Genomic DNA, 23,784 nt, shown 5'->3' with positions numbered 1-23,784 from the left:
AAAATTAAATATATAATGCACAAATGAGAAAGATTAAAGCAAAAAAAAGATTCTTGTTACCCGATCCGAAGTTTAAGGATGTTTTGGTAACAAGGTTTATTAATACCTTAATGCAGCGAGGCAAGAAAAATTTATCATCAAAAGTTTTTTATGATGCAATTGCAATAGTTGAGAAAAAAATTGGTGAAAACGGATTGGAAGTTTGGAGAAAAGCATTAGCAAATATCACCCCAGCAGTAGAAGTTAGAAGCAGAAGAATTGGAGGCGCTACTTTTCAGATACCGCAGGAAATTAGACCTGACAGAAGAATATCAATGGCAATAAAATGGTTGATTACTTATGCACGAGGCAGAAGTGAAAAATCAATGAGCGAAAAACTCGCTGCGGAAATTATGGCTGCATACAAAGAAGAAGGAGCTTCTTTCAAAAAGAAAGATGATACCCACCGCATGGCAGAAGCAAATAAAGCATTTTCACATTTCAGATTTTAAAAAATGAGCCGGTAGTGATGGAACGAGATTTAAAAAATACGAGAAATATTGGCATAATGGCTCATATAGATGCAGGGAAAACCACAACTACCGAACGCATATTATACTATACCGGCATAAATTATAAAATGGGTGAAGTTCACGAAGGCACAGCCACGATGGACTGGATGGTGCAGGAACAGGAACGTGGAATCACAATCACATCTGCCGCAACAACTTTTTACTGGAAATATAACAACGAACAATATAAGGTGAATTTAATTGACACTCCGGGACACGTTGATTTTACTGTTGAAGTAGAAAGGTCGCTCAGAGTACTTGACGGAGCAGTTGCAATTTTTTGTGCAGTAGGCGGAGTTGAACCACAATCCGAAACAGTTTGGCGACAAGCAAATAAATATAAAGTTCCGCGAATAGCTTTTGTTAACAAAATGGACAGAACCGGAGCCGATTTCTTTTCTGTTGTCAAGGAAGTGAAAGATAAACTTGGAGCTAATCCTGTTCCGATACAAATACCCATCGGAAACGAAGAAGCATATAAGGGAATTGTTGATGTTATAAGAAACAAAGCTTATGAATGGGATGATTCTACACAGGGAATGAAATACAACGAAATACCTATCCCCGATGAATTAAAAGAATCAGCAATAGAATGGAACCACAATCTTCTTGAAAAAATTGCTGAAGAAAACGAAGATATTTTAGAAAAATATATTAAAAATCCGCAGTCAATTACTGAAGAAGAAATATTAAATGCAATAAGAAAAGGAACTATTGAAATGAAAATTGTTCCTATTCTTTGTGGCGCCGCATTTAAAAATAAAGGAATTCAGCATTTGATTGATGCAGTTATTGCTTTTTTGCCAAGCCCTTTAGATGTCCCACCAATAACTGGTATTAATCCGTTTACGAATAAAGAAGAAATACGAAAACCCGATATCAACGATAAATTTGCTGCACTTGCATTTAAAATAGCTACCGATACATATATGGGCAGGCTTGCTTTTATCAGGGTTTACTCAGGTTTTTTGAAAGAAGGAGCAACTGTTCTTAATGTCAGTACTAATAAAAGAGAACGAATATCGAGGATATTGCAAATGCATGCCAATAAGCAGATTCCGCTTGAGCAAGTTGATGCCGGCGATATAGTAGCAGTTGTCGGATTCAAAGAAATAAGAACAGGCGATACTCTTGCAAATGAAAAAGCTCCCATAGTTTTTGAACAAATAGAATTTCCCGAACCTGTTATAGGTGTTGCAATAGAACCAAAAACACAATTCGATGTTGATAAATTATCAAACTCATTAAGTAAATTAACCGAAGAAGACCCTACTTTTAAAGTAAAAGTTGATAATGAAACAGGACAATTAATAATAAGCGGAATGGGTGAATTGCATCTTGAAATTATTCTCGACCGTCTTAAAAGAGAATTTGGCGTTGAATGTAATCAGGGAGCTCCGCAGGTAGCATATAAAGAAGCAATATCGGAAACCGTAAGACATCGTGAAATATATAAAAAACAAACCGGTGGCAGAGGTCGTTTTGCAGATATAGAAATCGAAGTTTCTCCGGCAGATAAAGACGTGAAAGGTCTTCAGTTTATTGATGAAACCAAAGGCGGTGTCATTTCCAAAGAATATGTGAAAGCAGTTAACGATGGTTTTAAATCTGCTATGAATAATGGAGTAATGGCTGGCTATCCAATGTATAATCTTAAAGTAAGATTACTTGATGGCTCCACTCATACTGTTGATTCCGATGCATTGGCATTTGAAATATGTGCACAAATAGCATTTCGTGAGGCATGTAAAAAAGCAAAAGGTGTTCTTATGGAACCTATTATGCGACTTGAAGTTTATACTCCCGATGAACACGTGGGAGATGTAATGAGCGATTTGAATAAAAGAAGAGCAAGCATTCAGGGTGTTGATACAAAAGGCGGAATTCAAATTGTGAGAGCCAAAGTTCCTCTTGCAACTATGTTCGGCTATGTTACAACACTGCGTTCAATGACTTCAGGAAGAGGTTCTTCAACAATGGAATTTTCGCATTACGAACAAGTACCAAGAACAATTGCAGAAGATGTTATTTTAAAAACTAAAGGAATTATTTTAATATGATAAAATCAGTACTTCAAGTGCCTAAAGTACTTCAAGTACTTAAAGTTAAAAAAAGGAATTACATTAATATAAATAAATATTTGCAGTACAACAAACTTTAGATTTTTTAGAAAAATACATTTATGAAATAGAAAAGAAAAATTACAGAAACTTTAAACTGAAAACCATAAACTTTAAACTATAATAAACGTGAGTCAAAAAATAAGAATTAAACTAAAATCTTATGACCATAATCTGGTTGATAAGTCAACTGAAAAGATTGTGAAAACAGTAAAATCAACTGGTGCTGTTGTTAACGGACCAATTCCGTTGCCAACAGAAAAACAGATTTTTACTGTTAACAGGTCAACATTTGTTAACAAAAAAGCAAGAGAACAATTTCAACTATGTACATATAAACGGCTCCTTGATATTTATAGTTCAACTTCAAAAACAGTAGATGCACTTATGAAGCTCGAATTACCCAGCGGTGTTGAAGTAGAAATTAAAGTTTAAAAAAAGTACTTGAATTACTTAAAATAAAAGTTTAATATTAACAAAAAAAAATAAAATGCCAGGAATAATTGGAAAGAAAATCGGAATGACCAGTATATACAGTGCCGAGGGTAAGAGTTTGCCATGCACAATTATTGAAGCTGGTCCTTGCGTTGTTACACAAGTGCGAACTAAAGAAACAGATGGCTACGAAGCGGTTCAACTTGCTTTCGACGAAAGAAAAGAAAAAAATACACCTGCTGCAATGAAAGGCCATTTTAAAAAAGCAGGTACAACCCCGAAAAAGAAACTTGTCGAATTCAATGGCTTTCCCGAAACCACAAAATTGGGAGATACCGTTACCGTTGATATTTTTAAAGAAAACGAATGGATTGAAGTAATAGGTATTTCCAAAGGCATGGGATTTCAGGGTGTGATAAAACGACACGGGTTCAGTGGTGTGGGTGGAGCAACACACGGACAGCATGATAGATTAAGAGCACCCGGTTCAGTTGGCGCATCTTCATTTCCCTCAAGAGTTTTTAAGGGAATGAGAATGGCAGGCAGAACAGGTGGGGACAGAGTAAAAATTCAAAACATCACAGTGCTCAAAATCATACCGGAAAAAAACACTATTGTTGTTAAAGGTTCTGTTCCGGGAGCAAAAAATTCATACTTAATTTTAGAAAAGTAAAAAAAATGGAACAACTAGTATATAATATATCGGGAAGCGAAACTTCAAAAAAAGTTCAATTAGATGATAGTATTTTCGGAATTGAACCAAACGACCATTGCATTTACCTTGATGTAAAGCAACATCTGGCAAACAAAAGACAGGGAACCCATAAGGCAAAGGAAAGAGGCGAAGTTTCGGGAAGTACAAGAAAAATAAAAAAACAAAAAGGTACAGGCGGTGCGCGTGCCGGAGATATTAAAAATCCTTTGTTCCGTGGTGGAGGTCGTATTTTCGGACCTCGTCCGCGTGACTATAATTTTAAATTAAATAAAAAAATTAAAAAACTTGCACGCAAATCGGCATTGAGTTATAAAGCAAAAGAAAATAATATAATAGTTCTCGAAGACTTTATTTTCAGCGAACCAAAGACAAAACAGAATGTTGAACTTCTGAAGAATTTGAACATTTCTGATAAAAAAACGCTTTTAGTGCTTGCAGAACCAAATAAAAATGTATCTTTGTCGTCCCGAAATTTGAAAAAAATCAGGGTGGTAGATGCATCAGACATCAATACTTATGACATTCTGAATGCTGCTAAGTTGTTATTAGTTGAAAGTTCTATTAAAGTAATTGAAGATAATTTGAAAAATTAATATTTTTTTTAATAAAATAATAAAGATGAAAAGTATATTGATAAAACCACTCGTTACGGAAAAAATGACAGGTATTAGCGAAAAGCTTCACCGTTATGGTTTTATTGTTGACAAAGAAGCAAATAAAATTCAAATAAAAAGTGAAGTTGAAAAACTTTATAGCGTAACGGTTAGTTCTGTGAATACGGCGAGATATAACGGAAAAGCAAGAAGCAGGCAAACAAAAAAAGGGCTTGTTGCAGGCAGAACAAATTCGTTTAAAAAAGCTTTTGTTACATTGGCAAAAGGTGAAACAATTGATTTCTTTAGTAATATTTGATTTTAAAAAAATGGCGTTAAAAAAATTAAAACCGGTAACAGCAGGACAAAGATTCAAAATTGTCAATGCATTTGATGAAATTACAAAAGCTAAACCAGAAAAGAGTTTAATAGCTCCGTTCAAAAGTACTGGCGGCAGAAATGATAGCGGTAAAATGACCATGCGTTACATCGGTGGCGGCCATAAAAAAAGATTCAGGATTATTGACTCTAAAAGAGATAAAGAAGGAATTCCGGCAACAGTAAAATCAATAGAATATGACCCGAACAGAACTGCAAATGTTGCATTACTTGCTTATAACGACGGCGAAAAAAGATATATTGTAGCTCCTTTGGGATTGAAAGTAGGACAAAAATTATTGTCAGGAAAAGGCATTGCACCTGAAATTGGAAATACTTTATTTCTCGATGAAATACCATTCGGTACAATTATTCATAATGTAGAATTAAAACCGGGACGTGGTGCTTGCATAGCAAGAAGCGCAGGTTCTTATGCACAACTCACTTCAAGGGAAGGTAAATACTCATTAATCAAATTACCTTCAGGTGAAACGAGAATGATACTGAACACATGTAAAGCTACAATAGGAACTGTATCGAATGCCGACCACAATCTCGAAAGGTCAGGAAAAGCAGGCAGAACAAGATGGCTCGGCAGAAGACCACGAAACAGAGGTGTTGCAATGAATCCTGTTGACCACCCAATGGGCGGTGGTGAAGGTAAAGCTTCCGGCGGACATCCGCGTTCAAGAAAAGGATTGCCGTCAAAAGGTTATAAAACCAGAGCATTGAAAAAATCATCAAACAAATATATAATCGAAAAAAGAAAGAAATAAATAATTAATAATAAACAATTAACAATTAATCTGTAAAGAAGTGCAGTAGAGAAGTTGCGACAACAACAAACTACAAACTATAAACCAGAAACTTTTTTAAATAAAAATAAAATAACAACGATGAGTCGTTCACTAAAAAAAGGACCGTTTATTGACCCAAAACTCGAAAAAAAGATTTTGGCAATTCATGATTCCAAGAAAAAAACTGCTGTTAAAACATGGTCTAGACGAACAATGATTTCGCCAGAATTTGTCGGTCACACAATTGCTGTGCATAACGGAAATAAATTCATTCCTGTTTATGTTACTGAAAACATGGTTGGACATAAACTTGGCGAATTCGCACCAACTAGAATATTCAGAGGTCATACAGGCAACAAAGATAAAGCTGTAACAGAAGAAGCAAAATAATTTTTTAAAAAATAAAATAAAATGGGTTCCAGAAAGCGAAATAGCGCAGAGATAAGAAAAGCTGAAAAGAAAGCTACTTGTATTGCAAAATTGAACAATTGTCCTACATCACCAAGAAAGATGAGGTTAGTAACCGATTTGATTAAAGGCAAAAATGTTGAACAGGCATTGAACATTCTTAAATTTTCAACAAAAGAAGCTTCAAACCGACTGGAAAAATTGTTGGTATCGGCAATTTCTAACTGGAAAAATAAAAACGAAGGAAAAAGAATTGAAGACAACAACCTTTATGTAAAAGAAGTTTTTGTTGATGGCGGTAGAATGCTTAAAAGATTGAGACCTGCTCCACAAGGACGTGGCTATAGAGTAAGAAAACGCTCAAATCATATAACTATAATTTTAGACAGTATTAACGAACAACAAGAAGAACAAAATATTCAATAAATGGGACAAAAAGCAAATCCGATTGGCAACCGATTGGGAATAATAAAAGGTTGGGATTCTAACTGGTATGGTGGTAGAAGCTTTGCAAGTAAACTTGTTGAAGATTTTAAAATCAGACAATACCTTAATGTAAGATTGGCAAAAGCAGGAATTTCAAAAATAATAATTGAAAGAACCTTAAAGCTCATCACAATAACCATTAATACTGCTCGTCCGGGTATAATTATAGGTAAAGGCGGACAGGAAGTTGATAAGCTTAAAGAAGAATTAAAAAAACTTACAAAAAAAGATATTCAGATAAATATTTTTGAAATAAAAAGACCTGAACTCGATGCAGTAATTGTTAGCAGCACCGTTGCGCGTCAGATTGAAGGCAGAATAGCATATCGCAGAGCCATTAAAACTGCGATGGCATCTGCAATAAGAATGGGAGCAGAAGGAATAAAATTTGTTATTTCGGGTCGTGTCGGAGGTGTTGAAATTGCGCGTACCGAACAATATAAAGAAGGAAGAATTCCTTTACACACACTGAGAGCAGACATTGATTACCACATGTCCGAAGCTCATACTACTTATGGAAGAATAGGAGTGAAAGTTTGGATATGCAGAGGCGAAGTATTTGGAAAACGCGATTTGTCACAAAATATAGGACTTACAATGCAGAAAGGACAACAAGGTCAAGGACAAGGTCAAAATAAATTTCACAAGAAAAGGAGAAATGATTATAACAAATGACATATTAAATTATAACTAATGTTACAACCAAAAAAAACAAAATACAGGAAGCAGCAAAAAGGCAGGATGAAAGGTAATGCAAAGTGCGGTTATACGCTTGACTTTGGTTCATTCGGAATAAAAACCCTGGAAACATCATTTATCACAAGCAGGCAAATTGAAGCAGCACGAATTGCAGTTACCCGCTTCATGAAACGTGAAGGTCAGACATGGGTGAGAATTTTTCCTGATAAACCGATAACAAAAAAACCTGCTGAAGTTCGTATGGGAAAAGGTAAAGGCGGAATAGAATACTATGTTGCACGTGTTACACCCGGAAGAATTATTATTGAAGCCGACGGAGTTACAATGAATGTGGCAAAAGAAGCACTAAGGCTTGCAGCACAGAAACTGCCTATAAAAACAAAATTTGTTGTAAGAAGAGATTATGTTGAAGAAAAAATTAAAATATAAAAATGAAAAACGCGGTAATAAAAGAATTGTCAACCCCTGAACTCATCGAAAGAATTGAAGATGAAGAAGGACAATTGCTGAAAATGAAGCTTAATCATGCTGTCTCGGCATTGGAAAACCCAATGAAAATCAGCTACGCAAAGAAAACTATTGCCAGACTGAAAACCGAACACAGGAGAAGACAGTTATAAGGAAAAATTGAAAAAAAGTAAAAAATGGAAAAAAGAAATTTAAGAAAACAATTAATAGGTGTTGTTACCAGCAATAAGATGCAGAAAACAATTGTTGTTGCTGTTGAAAGAAAAATGAAACATCCGAAATACGGTAAATTTATAAAGAAAACATCAAAGTTCTATGCTCATGATGAGAAAAACGAATGCAATATCGGTGATAGAGTATTGTTAATGGAAACTCGTCCTCTGAGTAAAAATAAATGCTGGCGTTTAGTAGAAATTATTGAAAGTGCAAAATAATTATGATACAACAGGAATCTAGATTAATAGTTGCTGATAACAGTGGTGCAAAAGAAGTACTTTGTATAAGAGTACTCGGCGGCACAAGAAAAAAATATGCCTCAGTTGGCGATAGAATTATCGTTACAGTAAAAGACGCTTTACCATCAGGAAATACCAAAAGGGGTACTGTATCAACCGCTGTAATTGTGAGAACAAACAAAGAAATCAGAAGAGCAGATGGTTCTTATATTCGTTTCGACGATAATGCAGTCGTTCTTCTTACTCCAACTGATGAATTGAGAGGCACCCGTATCTTTGGTCCTGTTGCAAGGGAATTAAGAGAAAAACAGTATATGAAAATTATTTCTTTGGCACCAGAAGTTTTGTAATAAAATAAGAAATATAAATTATGAGAATAAAACTTAAAATAAAAAAAGGCGATATTGTAAAAGTTATTTCCGGTAACAGTAAAGGTCAACAAGGAAAAATATTGCAGATTATGACTGATAAAAACAGGGCTGTAGTTGAAGGTATCAACGTAGTTTCTAAACACAGCAAACCGAGTGCGAAAAATTCCAAAGGCGGTATAGTAAAAAAAGAAGCTTCTGTGCATATTTCGAACCTGATGGTTGTTGATGGAAATGGAAACGCCACAAGAATTGGCAGAAGAATTGAAAATGAAAAAATAATCCGTTATTCTAAAAAAAGCGGGGAGGTAATAAAATAATGAACTATATACCACGATTAAAAAAGAAATATACAGAAGAAATTATTCCGGTTTTGATGAAGCAATTTTTATACAAAAGTGGAATGCAGGTGCCTAAACTAAATAAAATTTGCATTAATCAGGGAGTTGGTGCTGCCATTGCAGATAAAAAAATTCTTGAAACTGCTGTAAATGAAATGACACTTATAACAGGACAAAAAGCAGTTACTACAAAATCGAAAAAGGATATTTCGAATTTTAAATTAAGAAAAAATGTGCCTGTTGGAGTTCGTGTTACTCTCAGAGGAGATAAAATGTACGAATTTCTAGATAGGTTGAATTCCGTTTCAATTCCACGAATCAGGGACTTTCGTGGCATAAGTGAAAAAGGATTTGACTCAAGAGGAAATTATACACTCGGAATTACAGAACAAATAATATTTCCTGAAATAAATATTGACAAAGTAACTAAAATAATGGGTATGGATATAACATTCGTTACATCTGCAAAAACAGACGGCGAAGCTCACGCATTATTAAAAGAATTTGGATTACCATTTAAAAAATAATTTATGGCAAAAGAATCATTAAAAGCTAAAGAATTAAAAAGATTAAAACTTGTCAACAAATTTGCTTCAAAAAGAGCAGCTTTGAAGGCAATAGGTGATTATGCCGCTTTGAGCAAACTGCCGAGAAATTCTTCTAAAGTGAGATTGCATAACAGATGCCAGCTTACAGGAAGACCAAAAGGGTATATGCGAAAATTTGGCTTATCACGAATTACATTTAGAGAAATGGCTCTCGCCGGTTTAATACCCGGTATTACAAAATCAAGTTGGTAAAATTTATAAATAATAAAGGAGTAATAATAAAATGACAGACCCAATTGCCGATTACTTAACAAGAATACGAAACTCTATAACTGCAAGCCAAAGAGTTGTTGAAATTCCTGCTTCAAAAATTAAAAAGGAAATCACTAAAATACTTTTTGAAAAAGGATATATTTTAAATTATAAGTTCGATGATGCAGCGGGAATAGAGGGTACTATAAAAATTGCTTTAAAGTATCATCCTGTTACGAAAATTCCGGCTATAAGCATGATAAAGAGAATCAGCAGACCGGGATTGAGAAAATATGCTGGCTCAACAGAATTGCCAAGAGTTAAAAATGGCTTGGGAGTAGCAATAATATCAACATCAAAAGGAATAATGACCGATAAAGAAGCCAGAGTTCAGAATATTGGCGGTGAGGTTTTATGTCATGTGTTTTAATTTAGGAGAATTTAATTATGTCGAAAATAGGAAAATTACCGGTGTTCATACCCAAAGGAGTTAATGTTACTTTGAATGCTCAAAATTTTATTACTGTTAAAGGACCTCACGGAGAACTTTATCAGCAAATAGCTCCTTCAATAAAAATTAATATTGAAGAGTCGCAAATTTCTGTCACCAAGACAACTGAAAGCCAACAGGATAGAGCATTTCATGGCTTATACAGATCATTGATTGCTAATATGGTTAAAGGTGTAAGTGAAGGATACAGAATCGAACAGGAACTTGTTGGTGTTGGTTATAAGGTTACAGTGTCGGGGCAAATGGTGGAATTTATTTTAGGATATTCTCATCATATATTTATGGAACTTCCAAAAGAAATAAAAGCCGAATCAACTGCCGAGAGGGGAAAAAGTCAAACACTTATTTTAAAATCTGCCGACAAACAGTTGCTCGGTCAGGTTGTTTCAAAAATCAGGTCTTTGCGTAAACCAGAACCATATAAAGGTAAAGGAATTAAATTTATAAATGAACAATTAAGAAGAAAATCGGGAAAAACTGCAGCAACAGCTGCTGAAGCAAAATAAATTAAAAAATATAAAACAATGGCTTTAACAAAAGAAGAAAGAAGATTCAGAATTAAAAAAAGAATAAGAAAGGTTGTAAAGGGTACTACCGAAAGGCCCCGCCTTGTTGTGTTCAGAAGCAACAAGGAAACTTATGCGCAAATTGTTGACGATACCACAAAGAAAACACTTACATCTGTTTCTTCACGAGAAAAAAACATTTTGGCTGCTAAGGGTACAAAAACCGAAAAGGCAAAATTTGTCGGTAAATTAATTGCAGAAAAAGCTTCTGAAATCGGTATTAAAAACGTTGTCTTTGACAGAAATGGATTTTTATATCACGGCAGAATTAAGGCAGTAGCTGATGCAGCAAGAGAAAACGGATTGAAAATTTAAATATTAACTTACTTATTAAAAAATAAAAATGTCAAAAGTTAGCATAAACAGAGTCAAATCAAGCGATATAGAATTCAAAGACCGGCTTGTAAATATTCAAAGAGTTACAAAAGTTACCAAAGGGGGAAGAGCATTCAGCTTTTCAGCTATTGTTGTTGTTGGCAATGAAAAAGGAGTTGTTGGATACGGACTGGGAAAAGCAGGTGAAGTTACAGCAGCAATCGCCAAAGGCGTAGATGATGCAAAGAAGAATTTAATTAAAGTTCCGATAATAAAAAATACCGTGCCACACGAACAAGAAGGAAAATATTGCGGAGCATTGGTTTTTCTTAAACCAGCAGCGCCAGGAACTGGCGTTATAGCCGGAGGTGCTATGCGTGCTGTTTTGGAAAGTGTTGGCATAAAAGATGTTTTGGCAAAGTCAAAAGGTTCAACAAATCCTCATAGTGTGGTAAAAGCTACAATTAATGCTTTGCTTCATTTGAAAGATGCTTATACTGTGGCTCAACTCAGAGATGTTAAAATGGAAAGAGTATTTAATGGATAAATTTTATTTTTAATAAAAATAAAAATGGGAAAAATTAAAATCAGTCAGATTAAAAGCGGAATAGATAAACCTGAACGTCAGAAAAAAACTTTAAGGGCATTAGGTATAACTAAAATGCACAGACCAGTCATACTTGAGGCAACACCACAGGTACTCGGAATGACACATAAAATAAAACATTTGCTTTCAGTTGAAGAAGTTGAATAATATAATTTAAAAAGAAAATGGATTTAAGTAATTTAAAACCTGCAAAAGGTTCGGTTAGAAAAAACAAAAGAGTAGGCAGAGGACAAGGCTCTGGTGGAGGCGGAACAGCAAGAAGAGGGCACAAAGGAGCACAATCTAGGTCTGGATACAGCCGTAAAGCCGGCTTTGAAGGCGGTCAAATGCCATTGTACAGACGGCTTCCTAAATTCGGATTTAAGAATATTTCCAGAAAAGAATACAGGAGTGTGAATATTGATGTTCTGCAAAAACTTGTTGATGAAAAGAACATAACTCTTTTTGATAAGGACGTATTTGTAACAAATGGCATAGCTTCGAAAAGCGAACTTGTTAAAATACTTGGACGAGGAGAACTGAAAACAAAAATTGAAGTGAAAGCAAATGCATTTTCAAAAACTGCTATTACGGCAATTGAAGCAAAAGGCGGAGTTGCGACAAAAATTTAAATTTTTTTATTAAATGAAAAGATTAATTGAAACAATAAAGAATATTTACAAAATTGAAGACCTTCGGATAAGGATAATCAATACTTTGTTTTTTGTTCTTATTTATCGCCTGGGTTCATTTGTAGTATTACCAGGAATAGACCCTTCGCAATTAACAGCACTGCATAAGCAAACTTCTGACAGCTTATTGGGGCTACTTGATATGTTTTCGGGAGGAGCTTTTAGCAACGCTTCAATTTTTGCACTGGGAATTATGCCGTATATTTCTGCATCTATTATTGTTCAATTACTCGGCATAGCTATTCCATACTTCCAGAAACTTCAAAAAGAAGGTGAAAGCGGAAGAAAAAAAATAAACCAGATTACAAGATTGCTAACTATTGCCGTTACTGCTGCTCAGGCACCGGCGTACATTTCGAATTTAGTATACCGTCTACCTAATGATGCAATAACTCCATTTGACCCAAATATCACTACCCCTTCAGTGTTCTTCTGGGTGTCAACTGTAATAATACTTGTAGCCGGAACAGTATTTGTAATGTGGCTTGGTGAAAAAATAACAGACAAAGGTCTGGGAAATGGAATTTCTCTGATAATAATGGTGGGAATTATTGCACGATTACCGTTTGCAATGGCTGCTGAATTTGTTTCAAGATTAGAAGAACAGGGGGGAGGCATGGTGATTTTACTTTTAGAAATGGTATTGATAGTATTTGTTATAATAGGTGTAATATTGCTTGTGCAGGGAACAAGAAGGATTCCTGTGCAGTTTGCAAAAAGAATTGTAGGTAACAAACAATATGGCGGAGCCCGACAATATATTCCTCTTAAAGTAAATGCAGCAGGTGTTATGCCAATAATTTTCGCACAGGCAATAATGTTTATTCCCATAACTCTTGCTGGCTTTGCCAAATCCGACAGAGTAAGCGGCTTTGTTGCTGCCTTTGCTGACTTTACGGGCTTTTGGTATAACCTTACTTTCGGTTTGATGATAATTCTGTTTACATATTTTTATACTGCCATAACTATAAATCCCACTCAAATGGCAGATGACATGAAAAAGAACGGCGGCTTTATTCCGGGAATAAAACCAGGCAGAAAAACAGCTGAATTTATTGATAATGTTATGTCAAGAATAACATTGCCCGGTGCGATATTTCTTGCTATTGTGGCAATTCTCCCTTCAATTGCAAGCCTTATGGGCATTAACAGCCAGTTTGCTCAGTTTTATGGAGGAACAACCTTATTGATTCTTGTCGGAGTTGTTCTTGATACTTTACAACAAATAGAAAGTCATTTGCTGATGAGGCATTATGACGGACTTATGAAATCTGGCAGAATAAAAGGAAGAAGTTCATTGAGCATGACAGGTTAATTAAATTCAATGAACAATAATGATACATTATAAATCAGAAGAGGAAATAGAATTAATAAAAATAAGTTCTTTACTTGTTGGAAAAACGTTAGCAGAGGTGGCTAAGAGCATCAAACCCGGCATTAGAACAATATTGCTTGATACCCTTGCAGAAGAATTCATAAGAGATAATTTTGCTATACCGGGGTTTAAGAATTACAGGAATTATCCAAATACTTTATGTATTTCTGTTAATGCTGAAGTTGTTCACGGGATACCGGGTGAAAGGGAAATTAAAGAAGGTGATATTATTTCAATTGATTGCGGAGTTGTGAAGAATGGTTATTTTGGAGATTCCGCTTACACTTTTGCTGTTGGAGCTATTGATGAAAAAGTCGCATGGTTACTCAAAGCAACAAAAAAAGCTCTGTATCTCGGCATAGAAAAGGCAAGACTCGGAAACAGAGTAGGTGATATAAGCTCAGTAATTCAATCGTATTGTGAAAGCAATGGTTATTCGGTTGTCAGAGAGCTTGTTGGACATGGCGTCGGGAAAAAATTACATGAAAAACCTGAAGTTCCGAATTATGGAAAAAGAGGCAGAGGAGTTAAAATTAGCGAAGGACTTGTGATAGCCATTGAGCCGATGATAAATATGGGTAAAAAAGAAGTATTGAGATTAAAAGACGGATGGACAATTACAACTGCCGATGGTATGCCTTCAGCACATTTTGAACATACCGTTGCAGTTAAAAAAGATAAAACGGACATATTATCAAGTTTTGAGGAAATTGAGAAAATAGATAATATTAATTTAACAAAAATATAATTTATAAATGTCAAAACAGGCAGTTATAGCTATTGATGGAACAGTGCTTGAAACACTCGGTAATGCTATGTTCAGGGTTGAACTTGAAAACGGACATATTATTATTGCTCATATTTCAGGAAAAATGAGAATGCATTATATTAAAATATTAACCGGCGATAAAGTAAGAATTGAAATGTCGCCTTATGATTTAACTAAAGGAAGAATTACGTTTAGATACAAATAATTTGAGTTTTTATATAAAAATTTAGGATTAAGAAATTAGGAATTGGGATTTACAAAACATGCAAATATAATTAGTAATCAAAAAAAATAAAACTTTACAAAAATGAAAGTACGAGTATCAATAAAAAAGAGAACTGAGGATTGCCAGATAGTACGCAGAAAAGGGCGTCTATACATTATTAACAAAAAGAATCCGAAATTTAAACAAAGACAAAAATAACTATTAAAACATAAAGTATATGGCAAGAATAGCAGGAGTTGATTTACCAAAAAATAAAATAGGCGAAGTAGGGTTAACTTATATATTCGGTATTGCAAGAAGTTCAGCCAGAAAAATTTTAAATGAGGCAGGTGTTGATGTGAATAAAAAAGTGCAGGACTGGACAGATGAAGAACAAACAAAAATCCGTAATGTAATTACTGAAAAATATAAAGTTGAAGGTGTTTTGCGTTCAGAAGTTCAACTGAATATCAAACGCCTCGTTGATATTAATTGTTACAGGGGTATTCGTCATCGCCTCAGCTTGCCTGTGAGAGGACAAAGCACCAAGAATAATGCCCGAACAAGAAAAGGCAGGAAGAAAACAGTTGCAAATAAAAAGAAAGCAACAAAGAAATAATTTTTTAAAAATTAAAGAACAATAAATTTTATGGCAAAAGTAGCTACTAAAACTGCAAAGAAAAGAGTTGTAAGAGTTGATGAGTATGGACAAGCTCACATCTTTGCATCATTTAATAATGTTATTGTAACATTAACAAATAACGAAGGCAGTGTTATTTCATGGTCGTCAGCTGGCAAAATGGGCTTTAAGGGTTCAAAGAAAAATACACCTTATGCGGCACAAACAGCATCACAGGATTGTGCGAAAGTTGCTTATGATATGGGATTACGCAAAGTCAAGGTTTTTGTTAAAGGACCCGGTGCAGGCAGAGAATCGGCAATAAGAACAATAAACGCAGCAGGTATTGAAGTTGCAGAAATAGTTGATGTAACTCCATTGCCTCACAACGGCTGTCGTCCTCCAAAACGAAGAAGAGTGTAAATAAATATAAATAAAAATATTTTAATAATAATATGGCAAGATACATAGGACCAAAATCAAAAATTGCACGAAAATTCCACGAACCGATTTACGGTGCTGATAAATTTCTCGAAAAAAAGAATTATCCTCCCGGACAACATGGCTTGGCAAAGAAAAAAAGGAAAATGTCGGAATATGGAACTCAGTTGCAAGAAAAACAAAAAGTAAAATATACCTATGGTATATTAGAAAAGCAGTTTGAAAATACTTTCAATAAGGCATCACATAAAAAAGGTATTACGGGTGAAAATTTATTGAAATTAATTGAAGCACGCCTTGATAATGTTGTTTACCGATTGGGTATAGCTCCGAGCAGAAGCGCAGCACGACAACTTGTTTCACATAAACATATTGTTGTTAACGGAAGAGTTATTAATGTTCCTTCTTATACAATGAAACCTGGATATACGGTTGGAGTGAGAGAAAAATCAAAATCACTCGAAACAATAACCAATTCCGTTTCTGAAAACAGCAGCAAATATCCATGGCTCGAATGGGACGGCGAAAAAATGAGCGGAACATTTGTGAATTATCCCGATAGGGAACAAATTCCTGAAAACATAAAAGAACAACTTATCGTGGAATTATATTCCAAGTAATTATTTAAATTAAAAATTATATAATATAAAAATTATGGCAATATTAAATTTTCAAAAACCAGACAAAGTTATAATGCTCGAAGCAAATGACATTAAAGGAACATTTGAATTCAGACCATTGGAACCTGGTTATGGCATTACTGTTGGAAATGCCCTGAGACGAATTCTATTATCATCATTAGAAGGATTTGCTATCACTTCAGTAAGAATAGATGGTGTTGACCATGAATTTTCAACAATAAAAGGAGTAACCGAAGACGTTACTGAACTAATGATGAATTTAAAACAAATCAGATTCAAACGTACAGTTGAAACTGCCAATAATGAAAAAGCAATATTCACTTTTGCAGGTCAGAACATAATTACAGCTGGCGATATAGGTAAATTTCTCAATAATTTTCAAGTACTGAATCCCGATATGGTTATTTGTAATCTTGATTCTTCTGTAAAAATCAATTTTGAAATATTGATTGATAAAGGTCGCGGTTATGTGCCTTCCGAAGAAAATAAACCCAGCAATGCACCCATAGGAACAATAGCAGTTGACTCTATTTTTACACCAATTAAAAATGTGAAATATTCCATAGAAGATTATCGCGTAGAACAAAAAACCGACTATGAAAAACTTGTTTTTGAAATTACTACCGATGGCTCTATAACTCCTAAAGACGCACTTAAGGAAGCAGCAAAAATTCTTATATATCATTTCATGCTATTCTCTGATGAAAAAATAACTCTCGATTCGCAGGAAAAATCAGCAACCGAAGAATTCGACGAAACATCATTACATATGAGACAATTGCTGAAAACCAAATTAGTTGACCTCGACCTTTCTGTAAGAGCTTTGAATTGCCTTAAAGCTGCCGATGTTGAAACTCTTGGCGACCTTGTTACTTTTAATAAAAACGATTTATTGAAATTCAGAAATTTCGGAAAAAAATCACTTACTGAACTTGAAGACCTTGTACGTAATAAAGGGTTGACTTTCGGAATGAATATATCAAAATATAAACTAGATAAAGAATAAAAAGAGTTTGTGGTTTGTGGTTTGTAGTTTTCACAACTTCACCACTTAACTACTTCATAAATTATAATAGATAAAATGAGACACGGAAATAAAGTAAATCACTTAGGCAGAACGTCTTCGCATAGAAAAGCGATGTTATCGAACATGGCAGCGTCGCTTATTTTGCACAAAAAAATAAAAACTACAATTGCAAAAGCAAAGTCGTTGAAAAAATATATCGAGCCACTTATTACAAAATCAAAAGTTGATTCAACTAATTCACGAAGAGTTGTATTCAGCTACCTGCAAAGCAAAGAAGCGGTTACTACTTTATTCAGAGATGTTGCAGCAAAAGTTGCCGACAGACCGGGCGGATATACGCGAATATTAAAAACAGGAGCACGACTCGGTGATGCTGCCGAAATGTGCATAATGGAGCTTGTTGACTATAACGAAAATCTTCTTGTAGCAAAACAGGAAAAAAAGAAAACAGCAAGAACAAGAAGAGGCGGAAGCAAAACAAAAGCAGCTGAAACTGCTGCTACAGAAATCGCTGAACAGCCACAGGCAACTACTTCTGAAGGAGAAATAACTGATGCAACTCAGCCAGAAATAACCGAAGATAATAAACCCGAAGAGGAAGAAGCAAAAGATAAAAAAGAAGAATAAGAAACCCTACGTGTCTTTTTGTTCAGAACTCCACAATTTTGAGGTAATTTTATAGCGATGTAATCCCACAGCGCTTTGTTGCCTCATGTGAATCCGCAAACAAATAATTATTTCTGCCAAGTGAAAACAGGAAACTTTTTTCAACTATTTCTTTTATAATTTATTTATTTTTTTAATTTTGTCATAAGTCATAATAAAAAAATATTTTAAACTACATATAAAATGATATCCGTATCAATACTTGCAGCAAATTTTCTTGAACTGGGAAAAGATATTGAAATGCTGAATAAAAGCGAAACCGATTGGCTTCATATTGATGTTATGGACGGAATATTTGTTCCAAACATTTCTTTTGGAATGAATATTACGAAGCAAATTTCAACAATTTCGAAAAAGCTGCTTGATGTTCACTTAATGATAAACGACCCGCACAAATATCTGAAAGTTTTTAAAGATTCCGGAGCATCATTAATAACAGTCCATTTTGAAGCACGAAATGATACTCAGGAAAATATACGTGAAATAAAATCATTCGGATTAAAAGCCGGTGTGGTTATAAGTCCCGACACTCCCGTTTCTTCTATCGAAAAGTTTATATCCGATGTTGATGTTATTATGTTGATGTCTGTTTATCCCGGCTTTGGGGGGCAACATTTCATTGAAAAAACTTATGATAAAATAAAAGAGCTCAAAAATTTAATTACATCCAAAAAATCCAATGCACTCATAGAAGTTGATGGCGGTGTGGATTTATCAAATGCAAAAAAACTTTCTGACTGTGGTGTAGATATTCTGGTTGCGGGAAATTCTGTTTTTAGTTCACAAAATCCGGTTGAATATATTTCGGAATTAAAAAAGGAAATGCACTAAATATTCTACTGTTTACTGGAGCGGCTCCTCTGTGCTTTGATTACCAAGGTAAATAAAAATGCTTTTTACTTTAACTACCTGAAATATAATAAATTTTTGGTTTTACAAAAGATGAAGATTATTTGCCAATAAAAACTTTAAATTTTAATACGGAAGTTTTTAATGAAAAAGTTGAAGTATCATGCTCAACATGTTCCGAAATAAATAATGATTTTTTTACAATTGAAAAAAGTATGGATTTGAAAAACTGGGAAATCGCCGGTAAACTTTATGGAGCGGGAAATAGCAATAAATTAATTTACTACAAAATTACTGATAACAATCATTTTTATGGAAATTCATTTTATCGTTTAAAGCAAACTGACTTCGACGGTAAATCAACTTATTCGGAAGCAGTGAAAATATTTGTTACATACAAGTTCACAAAAAATAATTAAGTTTGTTCGGTCATAACGAAAACCATGGACATTCTTTTCAATAAAAAATTCTTCAAGCACAATCCCTTTGGCGACACCGACGGAACATACCGCATACAAGACTTTAACCGATGGGAAAAAGATACCGAAATTGATGGTGAACAATTCGTAACGCTGGTGCATAGCGAAAAATACAAAGAATTTTTCAAAAAAAGCTGCAAGCATCAGGGAATTATGGCGGAGGTAATGGTATCGCCAGAGACTTATGAGGCAGCATGTCTGGCTGTAGGATTGGCAATACACGCTTCAGAAAATAATGCTTTTGCGGTTGTGAGACCTCCCGGTCATCACGCTCGGCAAGACCGTGCAGCCGGCTTTTGTTTTTTTAATAACATAGCTATTGCAACTCAAAAACTCGTAAACGAAGGAAAAAAAGTTTTTATTCTCGATATTGACGGTCACCACGGAGATGGCACGCAATCCATTTTTTATTCTTCATCGAATGTATTGTTTTGCTCTGTGCATCAAGTTTTCACTTATCCCATGTCGGGCTTTGAAAATGAAACCGGCGAAGGTGAAGGCAAAGGATATACAATGAACTTCCCGCTATTGGCAGGCAACGGTGATAAGGAACTGCTGGAATCGGTGGGTAAAGCCATTCTGAGAGCAGAACAGTTCAACCCCGATATTGTTGGAGTTTCTGCCGGATTTGATGGATATGAAAAAGACATGCTGCTTAACCTTAACTATACCCTTAAAGGATATTATGATGTAGGTTTTCGTTTAAGCCGAAAATTTAAAAATATTTTTGCCGTTCTCGAAGGTGGCTATCACCGCGATATACGTCAATGTATAGAACATTTTGTTGATGGAGCAGAAAAAGGTAAAAGCTGATTGTATTTTGTGGTTTTCTGTTAAACTTTGTATTTGAAATTCATTGTTCACTATGCTCGAAACTTCAAAATATTTAATCAAGCAATAGCGAACAGACAAAATAAAATTTTAAAAATAAGAAATACAAACAAAGAACAAGTACTATGAAAATTCAAAACACGACATTTCCGCACCTCAAAATTCTCGAAATTCAATAAATGAAACGAAAGAAAAAATTATTAAAAAAGCACAAAATAAAAACTATACTTTTGTAAATCAATTAAAGAATTAAAATTCAATTGTGAATTTTAATCGATATTTAAATATTAACTTGTAAACTTTTTAAAACCGAGATTAGTATAAAATATATTGAAACTCTACATCAAATACATGGTCTCGATTCGCTGTAAAATGATGGTGAAATCAGAGTTGGATAAACTCGGATTGCATCACATAATGGTGGATTTAGGTGAAGTGGATATTAAAGAGAATATTACTACTGAACAGCGAGCTCAATTAAAAATTGCTTTATTAAAATCAGGGCTTGAGTTGCTGGACGATAAAAAAGCTATTCTGATTGAAAAAATAAAAAACGTAATTATTGAAATGATTCATTATGCAGAAGAACTTCCTAAAATAAATTTTTCTGATTATCTAAGCAAGAAACTCGACTATGATTACACTTATCTCGCCAATCTTTTTTCGGAATCCGCGGGCATCACAATTGAACTGAAAATTACACAGCCATTAACACTATACATAAGAAAATAAATTAATAAAATTTTAAAGGCATATTAATTTAATCTTAACTATCACTAAAATAATAAACAATAGTTTTACCAAACTAAAATTTAAATAAAACTAAAATTATGGAAAACTTACTTTATGTAATAGCAGTAATCATGATTATTGCATGGGCAATAGGATTTTTTGCCTACAGTGTTGGAGGAATAATACATATTCTTCTTGTTATTGCATTAATTGCAATAATACTTAGAGTTATTAGAGGTAAGAAAATCCTCTAAGATAATGAGAATGTCTCAAAAGTCAGCTTGCTTTGATTTTTTTATGAAACTCACTTTATAAGACACTCTCTTAAAAAATATAATTAAAAAATAATTAAAACTTGAAAAATGAAAAACTTAAAAATATTACGTACTGCAACATTATTTTCAATAGCTATAATGCTTTTTTTATCGTGTGGCACAATAAAAAATAATGATTTCTCAAGACAGAAATATACAAACTTCAGTAAAGGAGAAGCTGCTGTGCATATTAACAAGGTTACCAAAGAAAAGAAAGATGCTGATTTATTATGTGTGGTTCCCGAAAATAAAGAAGTTGCGGAAACTGCTGTTATTGCTGATGCCGAACCGTCGCAGAGCATTGCGACTTTAGTACCTGAAGTTAAAAACGAAACAGACAAAACTATAAATAGTATTAATCTTATTCCGGGAGAAATTAAAAAAGTAAAACTAAACCGTGTCGTATCATTAGTAATGAAGAGGCATATAAACAAAACAAACGCAGCATCAGTTGCTCATAGTGATATCAGTGCTGTTTTACTTGTAATTCTGGCAATTATTATACCGCCACTTGCAGTTTATCTGGTAAGGGGAATTGGAACTCCATTCTGGATTGATTTAGTGCTGACATTACTTTTCTGGTTACCTGGAATAATATATGCGTTGTTTGTAGTATTTGACTGATGTCAGAGTATTAGCAAGAAACGACGAAGTTGTTATTGCATATACTAATGTTTGACAATAAACATTTATGTGGCAACAAAAGAGAGTATCTTACAAATCAGAGTTCTTTTTTTATAACGTGTAAAAAATATCGTTAGAAAAAATATGTTGACTTTCATTTATCTTAAAATATTTTAAGTGAGAATTGTTTTGAAAATGCAAAAATAAACAAAAGCTCTGCTTAGCGTACATGGTTTTAGTAAAAAAAACGAATTAATGGTAATTAGCAACCTGACATTGTGCCTGCCTGTACATAATACTTGTCCATATAAAATTTAACAAGCCATGTCTCCTGCGTTTTTCAATGCAGATAATAAATTATATGCACCTTTTATAACTACTTTACTTTTATCAATATTAAAACCATTAGGCAAATTAATTTCAGTAAAACCATTATTTGAAATACCCTTTTTTACTTCTATCATTTGAAAAAGAGTTACATTTTTATTGCCTTCTTTCTTACTCTCGGAATAAATAAAAATATAATTTTTGTCATCGAATGTCAAAACTGCTTCATCGGGCAATGATGTGGTTGAATTGTTGTTGGTTTCTACCAAAGCATTAACATACATTCCTGGCAACAGGTTTTTATCATCATTGTCAACAGAGGCGTAAATTTTTACTGTTTTATCAACGCCAATAGTTTTACCGACCTGATAAATAATTGCGGTTTGCTCTTTGCCTGATTTATTAGGCATTGAAAACCTAATTTTCTGACCTATCGAAACTTTCTCAATATCTTTTTCAAAAAGAGAAAGTTCCAATGTTAATTTTTGATTGTTTATGATTTCAAACATTACATCAGTTGGATTTACATATTTTCCGATATTAATATTTACAGTTTTCACATAACCACTGATTGAAGCAACAACATAGACGGAACGTGAAATTTTTTCTTCCGTCAATTTTTTTGCATCAATACCAATTAATGTTAGTTTTTGTTCTAAAGCAAATACTTTTGTTTTTAAACTTTTGTATTCTGAAAGTGCTTGTTGATAGGTCTTTGCTGAACTAACATTTTCTTTGAATAAATCTTTCTGCCTGTTATAATCGGCTTCTGCAAATTCCAGTTTGTTTTTGCTTTCAAGATAGTTTTGTTGTAGCTCTATAAATTCAGGATTTTCAATAACTGCAAGAACCTGCCCTTTTGTAACAGAACTGCCCTGAACTAAATCAGTACTTTTTACAAACCCTCCCATATTTACCGAAATCGAAACTAAATTTTGCGGTGGTACATTTACAGTACCATTCACTTTTAAAACATTGCTCAAAACTTTATATTCAACCTGACCTAATTCAATACCTGCTGTTTTATACTGGTCATCGTTCATTTCAACAGTATTTGGCGGTAATTCTTCGTGTCCGCTACCATGTTCTTCAGTAGATTTTGATTTGTTATTACAGCTTATAAACATTAAACTGCAAACCATGATTAAGAAAAAAATATTTGTTTTCATTTTTTTAAATTTAAAAAGGTTAATAAATTAAGTTTAATAATTTTTGTTACACCCGCAAGTGCAAGGTTTATCACTTTTTGCTTTTTCAAAACATTCCCTGCCTTCTTTAAAAGAAAGTAAACCTGCTGAAAGAATATAAAAAGAGTATCCTGTAATTCTTAAAGCGGTTTTCTCAAATCTACTTTTTGTGTTATATGCGTTGCGTTTAATTTGTAAAATCATATAAGCAATACCGATGGCTGAAATTGCTTCAATGAAGCTGTCAACGCCAAAACCAAATAAGGTTAATGTGTCATCAACAAAACCGAAATATGTAGAAACTAATCCTTCGATAATGTTATAAGCGACTGTAAAAATACTCAAGCTATATGCGATTTTAAATAATAGCTTCTTTTTTATATCATCTGTTTCTGTTAGTACCATGATTAATAT

At 33.9% G+C, this 23,784-nt stretch carries 40 protein-coding genes; 38 read left to right on the top strand and 2 right to left on the bottom strand.

Features of this window, described 5'->3' with window-relative positions; all coding sequences use genetic code 11:
• Nucleotides 1–23: 23 nt before the first annotated feature.
• From rpsG to WC223_01650, 38 genes are all read left to right on the top strand, one after another.
• Nucleotides 24–491 carry a 30S ribosomal protein S7 gene (rpsG, locus tag WC223_01835; GenBank protein ID MFA6922970.1) on the top strand — a complete coding sequence of 156 codons (468 nt, stop codon included), beginning with the start codon at nt 24–26 and terminating at the stop codon, nt 489–491.
• Nucleotides 492–505: 14 nt separating this feature from the next.
• A complete protein-coding gene (fusA, locus tag WC223_01830; GenBank protein MFA6922969.1) occupies nt 506–2,611 on the top strand; it encodes an elongation factor G in 2,106 nt (701 codons plus the stop codon).
• Between the two features lie 189 nt (nt 2,612–2,800).
• On the top strand, nt 2,801–3,106 hold the full coding sequence (gene rpsJ / locus WC223_01825; GenBank protein MFA6922968.1) for a 30S ribosomal protein S10: 306 nt from the start codon (nt 2,801–2,803) through the stop codon (nt 3,104–3,106).
• Between the two features lie 55 nt (nt 3,107–3,161).
• On the top strand, nt 3,162–3,779 hold the full coding sequence (gene rplC, locus WC223_01820) for a 50S ribosomal protein L3 (protein ID MFA6922967.1): 618 nt from the start codon (nt 3,162–3,164) through the stop codon (nt 3,777–3,779).
• Between the two features lie 5 nt (nt 3,780–3,784).
• Nucleotides 3,785–4,414 carry a 50S ribosomal protein L4 gene (gene rplD / locus WC223_01815; protein ID MFA6922966.1) on the top strand — a complete coding sequence of 210 codons (630 nt, stop codon included), beginning with the start codon at nt 3,785–3,787 and terminating at the stop codon, nt 4,412–4,414.
• Between the two features lie 25 nt (nt 4,415–4,439).
• Complete coding sequence (gene rplW / locus WC223_01810) at nt 4,440–4,733, top strand: 50S ribosomal protein L23 (protein MFA6922965.1); 294 nt, start codon at nt 4,440–4,442, stop codon at nt 4,731–4,733.
• Nucleotides 4,734–4,743: 10 nt separating this feature from the next.
• Complete coding sequence (rplB, locus tag WC223_01805) at nt 4,744–5,568, top strand: 50S ribosomal protein L2 (GenBank protein ID MFA6922964.1); 825 nt, start codon at nt 4,744–4,746, stop codon at nt 5,566–5,568.
• 120 nt (nt 5,569–5,688) lie between these two features.
• A complete protein-coding gene (rpsS, locus tag WC223_01800; GenBank protein ID MFA6922963.1) occupies nt 5,689–5,979 on the top strand; it encodes a 30S ribosomal protein S19 in 291 nt (96 codons plus the stop codon).
• A 21-nt stretch (nt 5,980–6,000) separates the two neighbouring features.
• On the top strand, nt 6,001–6,423 hold the full coding sequence (gene rplV / locus WC223_01795; protein MFA6922962.1) for a 50S ribosomal protein L22: 423 nt from the start codon (nt 6,001–6,003) through the stop codon (nt 6,421–6,423).
• On the top strand, nt 6,424–7,158 hold the full coding sequence (gene rpsC / locus WC223_01790) for a 30S ribosomal protein S3 (protein MFA6922961.1): 735 nt from the start codon (nt 6,424–6,426) through the stop codon (nt 7,156–7,158).
• Nucleotides 7,159–7,176: 18 nt separating this feature from the next.
• Nucleotides 7,177–7,611, top strand: a complete 435-nt coding sequence (gene rplP / locus WC223_01785) for a 50S ribosomal protein L16 (GenBank protein ID MFA6922960.1) — start codon at nt 7,177–7,179, stop codon at nt 7,609–7,611.
• A 2-nt stretch (nt 7,612–7,613) separates the two neighbouring features.
• Complete coding sequence (rpmC, locus tag WC223_01780) at nt 7,614–7,802, top strand: 50S ribosomal protein L29 (GenBank protein MFA6922959.1); 189 nt, start codon at nt 7,614–7,616, stop codon at nt 7,800–7,802.
• Between the two features lie 24 nt (nt 7,803–7,826).
• Nucleotides 7,827–8,084, top strand: coding sequence for a 30S ribosomal protein S17 (gene rpsQ / locus WC223_01775; GenBank protein MFA6922958.1), 258 nt, complete (start codon nt 7,827–7,829; stop codon nt 8,082–8,084).
• 2 nt (nt 8,085–8,086) lie between these two features.
• Entirely contained in the window at nt 8,087–8,455 is a 369-nt protein-coding gene (rplN, locus tag WC223_01770) for a 50S ribosomal protein L14 (GenBank protein MFA6922957.1), read from the top strand.
• Between the two features lie 20 nt (nt 8,456–8,475).
• Entirely contained in the window at nt 8,476–8,793 is a 318-nt protein-coding gene (gene rplX / locus WC223_01765; protein MFA6922956.1) for a 50S ribosomal protein L24, read from the top strand.
• The gene (rplE, locus tag WC223_01760) at nt 8,793–9,341 is read left to right on the top strand and encodes a 50S ribosomal protein L5 (GenBank protein ID MFA6922955.1); all 549 of its coding nucleotides are present in this window, start codon (nt 8,793–8,795) and stop codon (nt 9,339–9,341) included. Before rplX ends, rplE begins: the two co-directional genes overlap by 1 nt.
• 3 nt (nt 9,342–9,344) lie before the next feature.
• The gene (gene rpsN, locus WC223_01755; protein MFA6922954.1) at nt 9,345–9,614 is read left to right on the top strand and encodes a 30S ribosomal protein S14; all 270 of its coding nucleotides are present in this window, start codon (nt 9,345–9,347) and stop codon (nt 9,612–9,614) included.
• A 31-nt stretch (nt 9,615–9,645) separates the two neighbouring features.
• Complete coding sequence (rpsH, locus tag WC223_01750; GenBank protein MFA6922953.1) at nt 9,646–10,044, top strand: 30S ribosomal protein S8; 399 nt, start codon at nt 9,646–9,648, stop codon at nt 10,042–10,044.
• Nucleotides 10,045–10,061: 17 nt separating this feature from the next.
• On the top strand, nt 10,062–10,631 hold the full coding sequence (gene rplF, locus WC223_01745; GenBank protein MFA6922952.1) for a 50S ribosomal protein L6: 570 nt from the start codon (nt 10,062–10,064) through the stop codon (nt 10,629–10,631).
• A gap of 18 nt (nt 10,632–10,649) precedes the next feature.
• Nucleotides 10,650–11,006, top strand: coding sequence for a 50S ribosomal protein L18 (gene rplR, locus WC223_01740; protein ID MFA6922951.1), 357 nt, complete (start codon nt 10,650–10,652; stop codon nt 11,004–11,006).
• A 28-nt stretch (nt 11,007–11,034) separates the two neighbouring features.
• The gene (gene rpsE, locus WC223_01735; protein MFA6922950.1) at nt 11,035–11,553 is read left to right on the top strand and encodes a 30S ribosomal protein S5; all 519 of its coding nucleotides are present in this window, start codon (nt 11,035–11,037) and stop codon (nt 11,551–11,553) included.
• A gap of 24 nt (nt 11,554–11,577) precedes the next feature.
• On the top strand, nt 11,578–11,760 hold the full coding sequence (gene rpmD / locus WC223_01730; protein MFA6922949.1) for a 50S ribosomal protein L30: 183 nt from the start codon (nt 11,578–11,580) through the stop codon (nt 11,758–11,760).
• Between the two features lie 17 nt (nt 11,761–11,777).
• The gene (gene rplO / locus WC223_01725; GenBank protein MFA6922948.1) at nt 11,778–12,224 is read left to right on the top strand and encodes a 50S ribosomal protein L15; all 447 of its coding nucleotides are present in this window, start codon (nt 11,778–11,780) and stop codon (nt 12,222–12,224) included.
• A 13-nt stretch (nt 12,225–12,237) separates the two neighbouring features.
• Nucleotides 12,238–13,599: a preprotein translocase subunit SecY gene (secY, locus tag WC223_01720; GenBank protein MFA6922947.1), complete on the top strand. Its 1,362-nt coding sequence runs from the start codon at nt 12,238–12,240 to the stop codon at nt 13,597–13,599.
• A gap of 19 nt (nt 13,600–13,618) precedes the next feature.
• Nucleotides 13,619–14,407 carry a type I methionyl aminopeptidase gene (gene map, locus WC223_01715; protein MFA6922946.1) on the top strand — a complete coding sequence of 263 codons (789 nt, stop codon included), beginning with the start codon at nt 13,619–13,621 and terminating at the stop codon, nt 14,405–14,407.
• 7 nt (nt 14,408–14,414) lie between these two features.
• Complete coding sequence (gene infA, locus WC223_01710; GenBank protein MFA6922945.1) at nt 14,415–14,633, top strand: translation initiation factor IF-1; 219 nt, start codon at nt 14,415–14,417, stop codon at nt 14,631–14,633.
• Between the two features lie 102 nt (nt 14,634–14,735).
• Complete coding sequence (gene rpmJ / locus WC223_01705) at nt 14,736–14,852, top strand: 50S ribosomal protein L36 (GenBank protein ID MFA6922944.1); 117 nt, start codon at nt 14,736–14,738, stop codon at nt 14,850–14,852.
• Nucleotides 14,853–14,871: 19 nt separating this feature from the next.
• Nucleotides 14,872–15,252, top strand: a complete 381-nt coding sequence (gene rpsM / locus WC223_01700) for a 30S ribosomal protein S13 (GenBank protein ID MFA6922943.1) — start codon at nt 14,872–14,874, stop codon at nt 15,250–15,252.
• A gap of 30 nt (nt 15,253–15,282) precedes the next feature.
• Nucleotides 15,283–15,675, top strand: coding sequence for a 30S ribosomal protein S11 (gene rpsK / locus WC223_01695; protein ID MFA6922942.1), 393 nt, complete (start codon nt 15,283–15,285; stop codon nt 15,673–15,675).
• A 32-nt stretch (nt 15,676–15,707) separates the two neighbouring features.
• Complete coding sequence (rpsD, locus tag WC223_01690) at nt 15,708–16,313, top strand: 30S ribosomal protein S4 (protein MFA6922941.1); 606 nt, start codon at nt 15,708–15,710, stop codon at nt 16,311–16,313.
• 34 nt (nt 16,314–16,347) lie between these two features.
• Nucleotides 16,348–17,340 (top strand): DNA-directed RNA polymerase subunit alpha, encoded by a 993-nt coding sequence (locus tag WC223_01685; GenBank protein MFA6922940.1) that lies wholly within the window; start codon nt 16,348–16,350, stop codon nt 17,338–17,340.
• A gap of 75 nt (nt 17,341–17,415) precedes the next feature.
• On the top strand, nt 17,416–17,988 hold the full coding sequence (rplQ, locus tag WC223_01680; protein MFA6922939.1) for a 50S ribosomal protein L17: 573 nt from the start codon (nt 17,416–17,418) through the stop codon (nt 17,986–17,988).
• A gap of 222 nt (nt 17,989–18,210) precedes the next feature.
• A complete protein-coding gene (gene rpe, locus WC223_01675; GenBank protein ID MFA6922938.1) occupies nt 18,211–18,858 on the top strand; it encodes a ribulose-phosphate 3-epimerase in 648 nt (215 codons plus the stop codon).
• Nucleotides 18,859–18,980: 122 nt separating this feature from the next.
• Nucleotides 18,981–19,295: a hypothetical protein gene (locus tag WC223_01670; protein ID MFA6922937.1), complete on the top strand. Its 315-nt coding sequence runs from the start codon at nt 18,981–18,983 to the stop codon at nt 19,293–19,295.
• A gap of 24 nt (nt 19,296–19,319) precedes the next feature.
• On the top strand, nt 19,320–20,168 hold the full coding sequence (locus WC223_01665) for a hypothetical protein (protein ID MFA6922936.1): 849 nt from the start codon (nt 19,320–19,322) through the stop codon (nt 20,166–20,168).
• Between the two features lie 390 nt (nt 20,169–20,558).
• Nucleotides 20,559–20,918 carry a hypothetical protein gene (locus tag WC223_01660; GenBank protein MFA6922935.1) on the top strand — a complete coding sequence of 120 codons (360 nt, stop codon included), beginning with the start codon at nt 20,559–20,561 and terminating at the stop codon, nt 20,916–20,918.
• Between the two features lie 98 nt (nt 20,919–21,016).
• On the top strand, nt 21,017–21,172 hold the full coding sequence (locus WC223_01655; GenBank protein MFA6922934.1) for a lmo0937 family membrane protein: 156 nt from the start codon (nt 21,017–21,019) through the stop codon (nt 21,170–21,172).
• Between the two features lie 108 nt (nt 21,173–21,280).
• Nucleotides 21,281–21,856 (top strand): YqaE/Pmp3 family membrane protein, encoded by a 576-nt coding sequence (locus WC223_01650; protein ID MFA6922933.1) that lies wholly within the window; start codon nt 21,281–21,283, stop codon nt 21,854–21,856.
• A 314-nt stretch (nt 21,857–22,170) separates the two neighbouring features.
• Here WC223_01650 and WC223_01645 read toward each other — a convergent pair whose 3' ends face one another.
• Together WC223_01645 and WC223_01640 are read right to left on the bottom strand one after the other, a co-directional pair.
• Nucleotides 22,171–23,352 (bottom strand): efflux RND transporter periplasmic adaptor subunit, encoded by a 1,182-nt coding sequence (locus tag WC223_01645; GenBank protein MFA6922932.1) that lies wholly within the window; start codon nt 23,350–23,352, stop codon nt 22,171–22,173.
• A 33-nt stretch (nt 23,353–23,385) separates the two neighbouring features.
• A complete protein-coding gene (locus WC223_01640; protein MFA6922931.1) occupies nt 23,386–23,775 on the bottom strand; it encodes a hypothetical protein in 390 nt (129 codons plus the stop codon).
• Nucleotides 23,776–23,784 lie beyond the last annotated feature (9 nt).

The organism is Bacteroidales bacterium, assembly GCA_041671145.1.
GTDB lineage: Bacteria > Bacteroidota > Bacteroidia > Bacteroidales > JAHJDW01 > JAQUPB01.
The sequence above is the reverse complement of the archived record's forward strand: the minus strand, read 5'-3'. Positions and strand labels throughout refer to the sequence as shown.

What these genes read in the sequence shown, in the direction of transcription:
- rpsG (MFA6922970.1), top strand. Translation starts at nt 24, where the DNA reads ATGAGAAAGATTAAAGCAAAAAAAAGATTCTTGTTACCCGATCCGAAG.
- rplC (MFA6922967.1), top strand. Translation starts at nt 3,162, where the DNA reads ATGCCAGGAATAATTGGAAAGAAAATCGGAATGACCAGTATATACAGT.
- rplD (MFA6922966.1), top strand. Translation starts at nt 3,785, where the DNA reads ATGGAACAACTAGTATATAATATATCGGGAAGCGAAACTTCAAAAAAA.
- rplW (MFA6922965.1), top strand. Translation starts at nt 4,440, where the DNA reads ATGAAAAGTATATTGATAAAACCACTCGTTACGGAAAAAATGACAGGT.
- rplB (MFA6922964.1), top strand. Translation starts at nt 4,744, where the DNA reads ATGGCGTTAAAAAAATTAAAACCGGTAACAGCAGGACAAAGATTCAAA.
- rpsS (MFA6922963.1), top strand. Translation starts at nt 5,689, where the DNA reads ATGAGTCGTTCACTAAAAAAAGGACCGTTTATTGACCCAAAACTCGAA.
- rplV (MFA6922962.1), top strand. Translation starts at nt 6,001, where the DNA reads ATGGGTTCCAGAAAGCGAAATAGCGCAGAGATAAGAAAAGCTGAAAAG.
- rpsC (MFA6922961.1), top strand. Translation starts at nt 6,424, where the DNA reads ATGGGACAAAAAGCAAATCCGATTGGCAACCGATTGGGAATAATAAAA.
- rplP (MFA6922960.1), top strand. Translation starts at nt 7,177, where the DNA reads ATGTTACAACCAAAAAAAACAAAATACAGGAAGCAGCAAAAAGGCAGG.
- rpmC (MFA6922959.1), top strand. Translation starts at nt 7,614, where the DNA reads ATGAAAAACGCGGTAATAAAAGAATTGTCAACCCCTGAACTCATCGAA.
- rpsQ (MFA6922958.1), top strand. Translation starts at nt 7,827, where the DNA reads ATGGAAAAAAGAAATTTAAGAAAACAATTAATAGGTGTTGTTACCAGC.
- rplN (MFA6922957.1), top strand. Translation starts at nt 8,087, where the DNA reads ATGATACAACAGGAATCTAGATTAATAGTTGCTGATAACAGTGGTGCA.
- rplX (MFA6922956.1), top strand. Translation starts at nt 8,476, where the DNA reads ATGAGAATAAAACTTAAAATAAAAAAAGGCGATATTGTAAAAGTTATT.
- rplE (MFA6922955.1), top strand. Translation starts at nt 8,793, where the DNA reads ATGAACTATATACCACGATTAAAAAAGAAATATACAGAAGAAATTATT.
- rpsN (MFA6922954.1), top strand. Translation starts at nt 9,345, where the DNA reads ATGGCAAAAGAATCATTAAAAGCTAAAGAATTAAAAAGATTAAAACTT.
- rpsH (MFA6922953.1), top strand. Translation starts at nt 9,646, where the DNA reads ATGACAGACCCAATTGCCGATTACTTAACAAGAATACGAAACTCTATA.
- rplF (MFA6922952.1), top strand. Translation starts at nt 10,062, where the DNA reads ATGTCGAAAATAGGAAAATTACCGGTGTTCATACCCAAAGGAGTTAAT.
- rplR (MFA6922951.1), top strand. Translation starts at nt 10,650, where the DNA reads ATGGCTTTAACAAAAGAAGAAAGAAGATTCAGAATTAAAAAAAGAATA.
- rpsE (MFA6922950.1), top strand. Translation starts at nt 11,035, where the DNA reads ATGTCAAAAGTTAGCATAAACAGAGTCAAATCAAGCGATATAGAATTC.
- rpmD (MFA6922949.1), top strand. Translation starts at nt 11,578, where the DNA reads ATGGGAAAAATTAAAATCAGTCAGATTAAAAGCGGAATAGATAAACCT.
- rplO (MFA6922948.1), top strand. Translation starts at nt 11,778, where the DNA reads ATGGATTTAAGTAATTTAAAACCTGCAAAAGGTTCGGTTAGAAAAAAC.
- secY (MFA6922947.1), top strand. Translation starts at nt 12,238, where the DNA reads ATGAAAAGATTAATTGAAACAATAAAGAATATTTACAAAATTGAAGAC.
- map (MFA6922946.1), top strand. Translation starts at nt 13,619, where the DNA reads ATGATACATTATAAATCAGAAGAGGAAATAGAATTAATAAAAATAAGT.
- infA (MFA6922945.1), top strand. Translation starts at nt 14,415, where the DNA reads ATGTCAAAACAGGCAGTTATAGCTATTGATGGAACAGTGCTTGAAACA.
- rpmJ (MFA6922944.1), top strand. Translation starts at nt 14,736, where the DNA reads ATGAAAGTACGAGTATCAATAAAAAAGAGAACTGAGGATTGCCAGATA.
- rpsM (MFA6922943.1), top strand. Translation starts at nt 14,872, where the DNA reads ATGGCAAGAATAGCAGGAGTTGATTTACCAAAAAATAAAATAGGCGAA.
- rpsK (MFA6922942.1), top strand. Translation starts at nt 15,283, where the DNA reads ATGGCAAAAGTAGCTACTAAAACTGCAAAGAAAAGAGTTGTAAGAGTT.
- rpsD (MFA6922941.1), top strand. Translation starts at nt 15,708, where the DNA reads ATGGCAAGATACATAGGACCAAAATCAAAAATTGCACGAAAATTCCAC.
- WC223_01685 (MFA6922940.1), top strand. Translation starts at nt 16,348, where the DNA reads ATGGCAATATTAAATTTTCAAAAACCAGACAAAGTTATAATGCTCGAA.
- rplQ (MFA6922939.1), top strand. Translation starts at nt 17,416, where the DNA reads ATGAGACACGGAAATAAAGTAAATCACTTAGGCAGAACGTCTTCGCAT.
- rpe (MFA6922938.1), top strand. Translation starts at nt 18,211, where the DNA reads ATGATATCCGTATCAATACTTGCAGCAAATTTTCTTGAACTGGGAAAA.
- WC223_01665 (MFA6922936.1), top strand. Translation starts at nt 19,320, where the DNA reads ATGGACATTCTTTTCAATAAAAAATTCTTCAAGCACAATCCCTTTGGC.
- WC223_01660 (MFA6922935.1), top strand. Translation starts at nt 20,559, where the DNA reads ATGATGGTGAAATCAGAGTTGGATAAACTCGGATTGCATCACATAATG.
- WC223_01655 (MFA6922934.1), top strand. Translation starts at nt 21,017, where the DNA reads ATGGAAAACTTACTTTATGTAATAGCAGTAATCATGATTATTGCATGG.
- WC223_01650 (MFA6922933.1), top strand. Translation starts at nt 21,281, where the DNA reads ATGAAAAACTTAAAAATATTACGTACTGCAACATTATTTTCAATAGCT.
- WC223_01645 (MFA6922932.1), bottom strand. Translation starts at nt 23,352, where the DNA reads ATGAAAACAAATATTTTTTTCTTAATCATGGTTTGCAGTTTAATGTTT.
- WC223_01640 (MFA6922931.1), bottom strand. Translation starts at nt 23,775, where the DNA reads ATGGTACTAACAGAAACAGATGATATAAAAAAGAAGCTATTATTTAAA.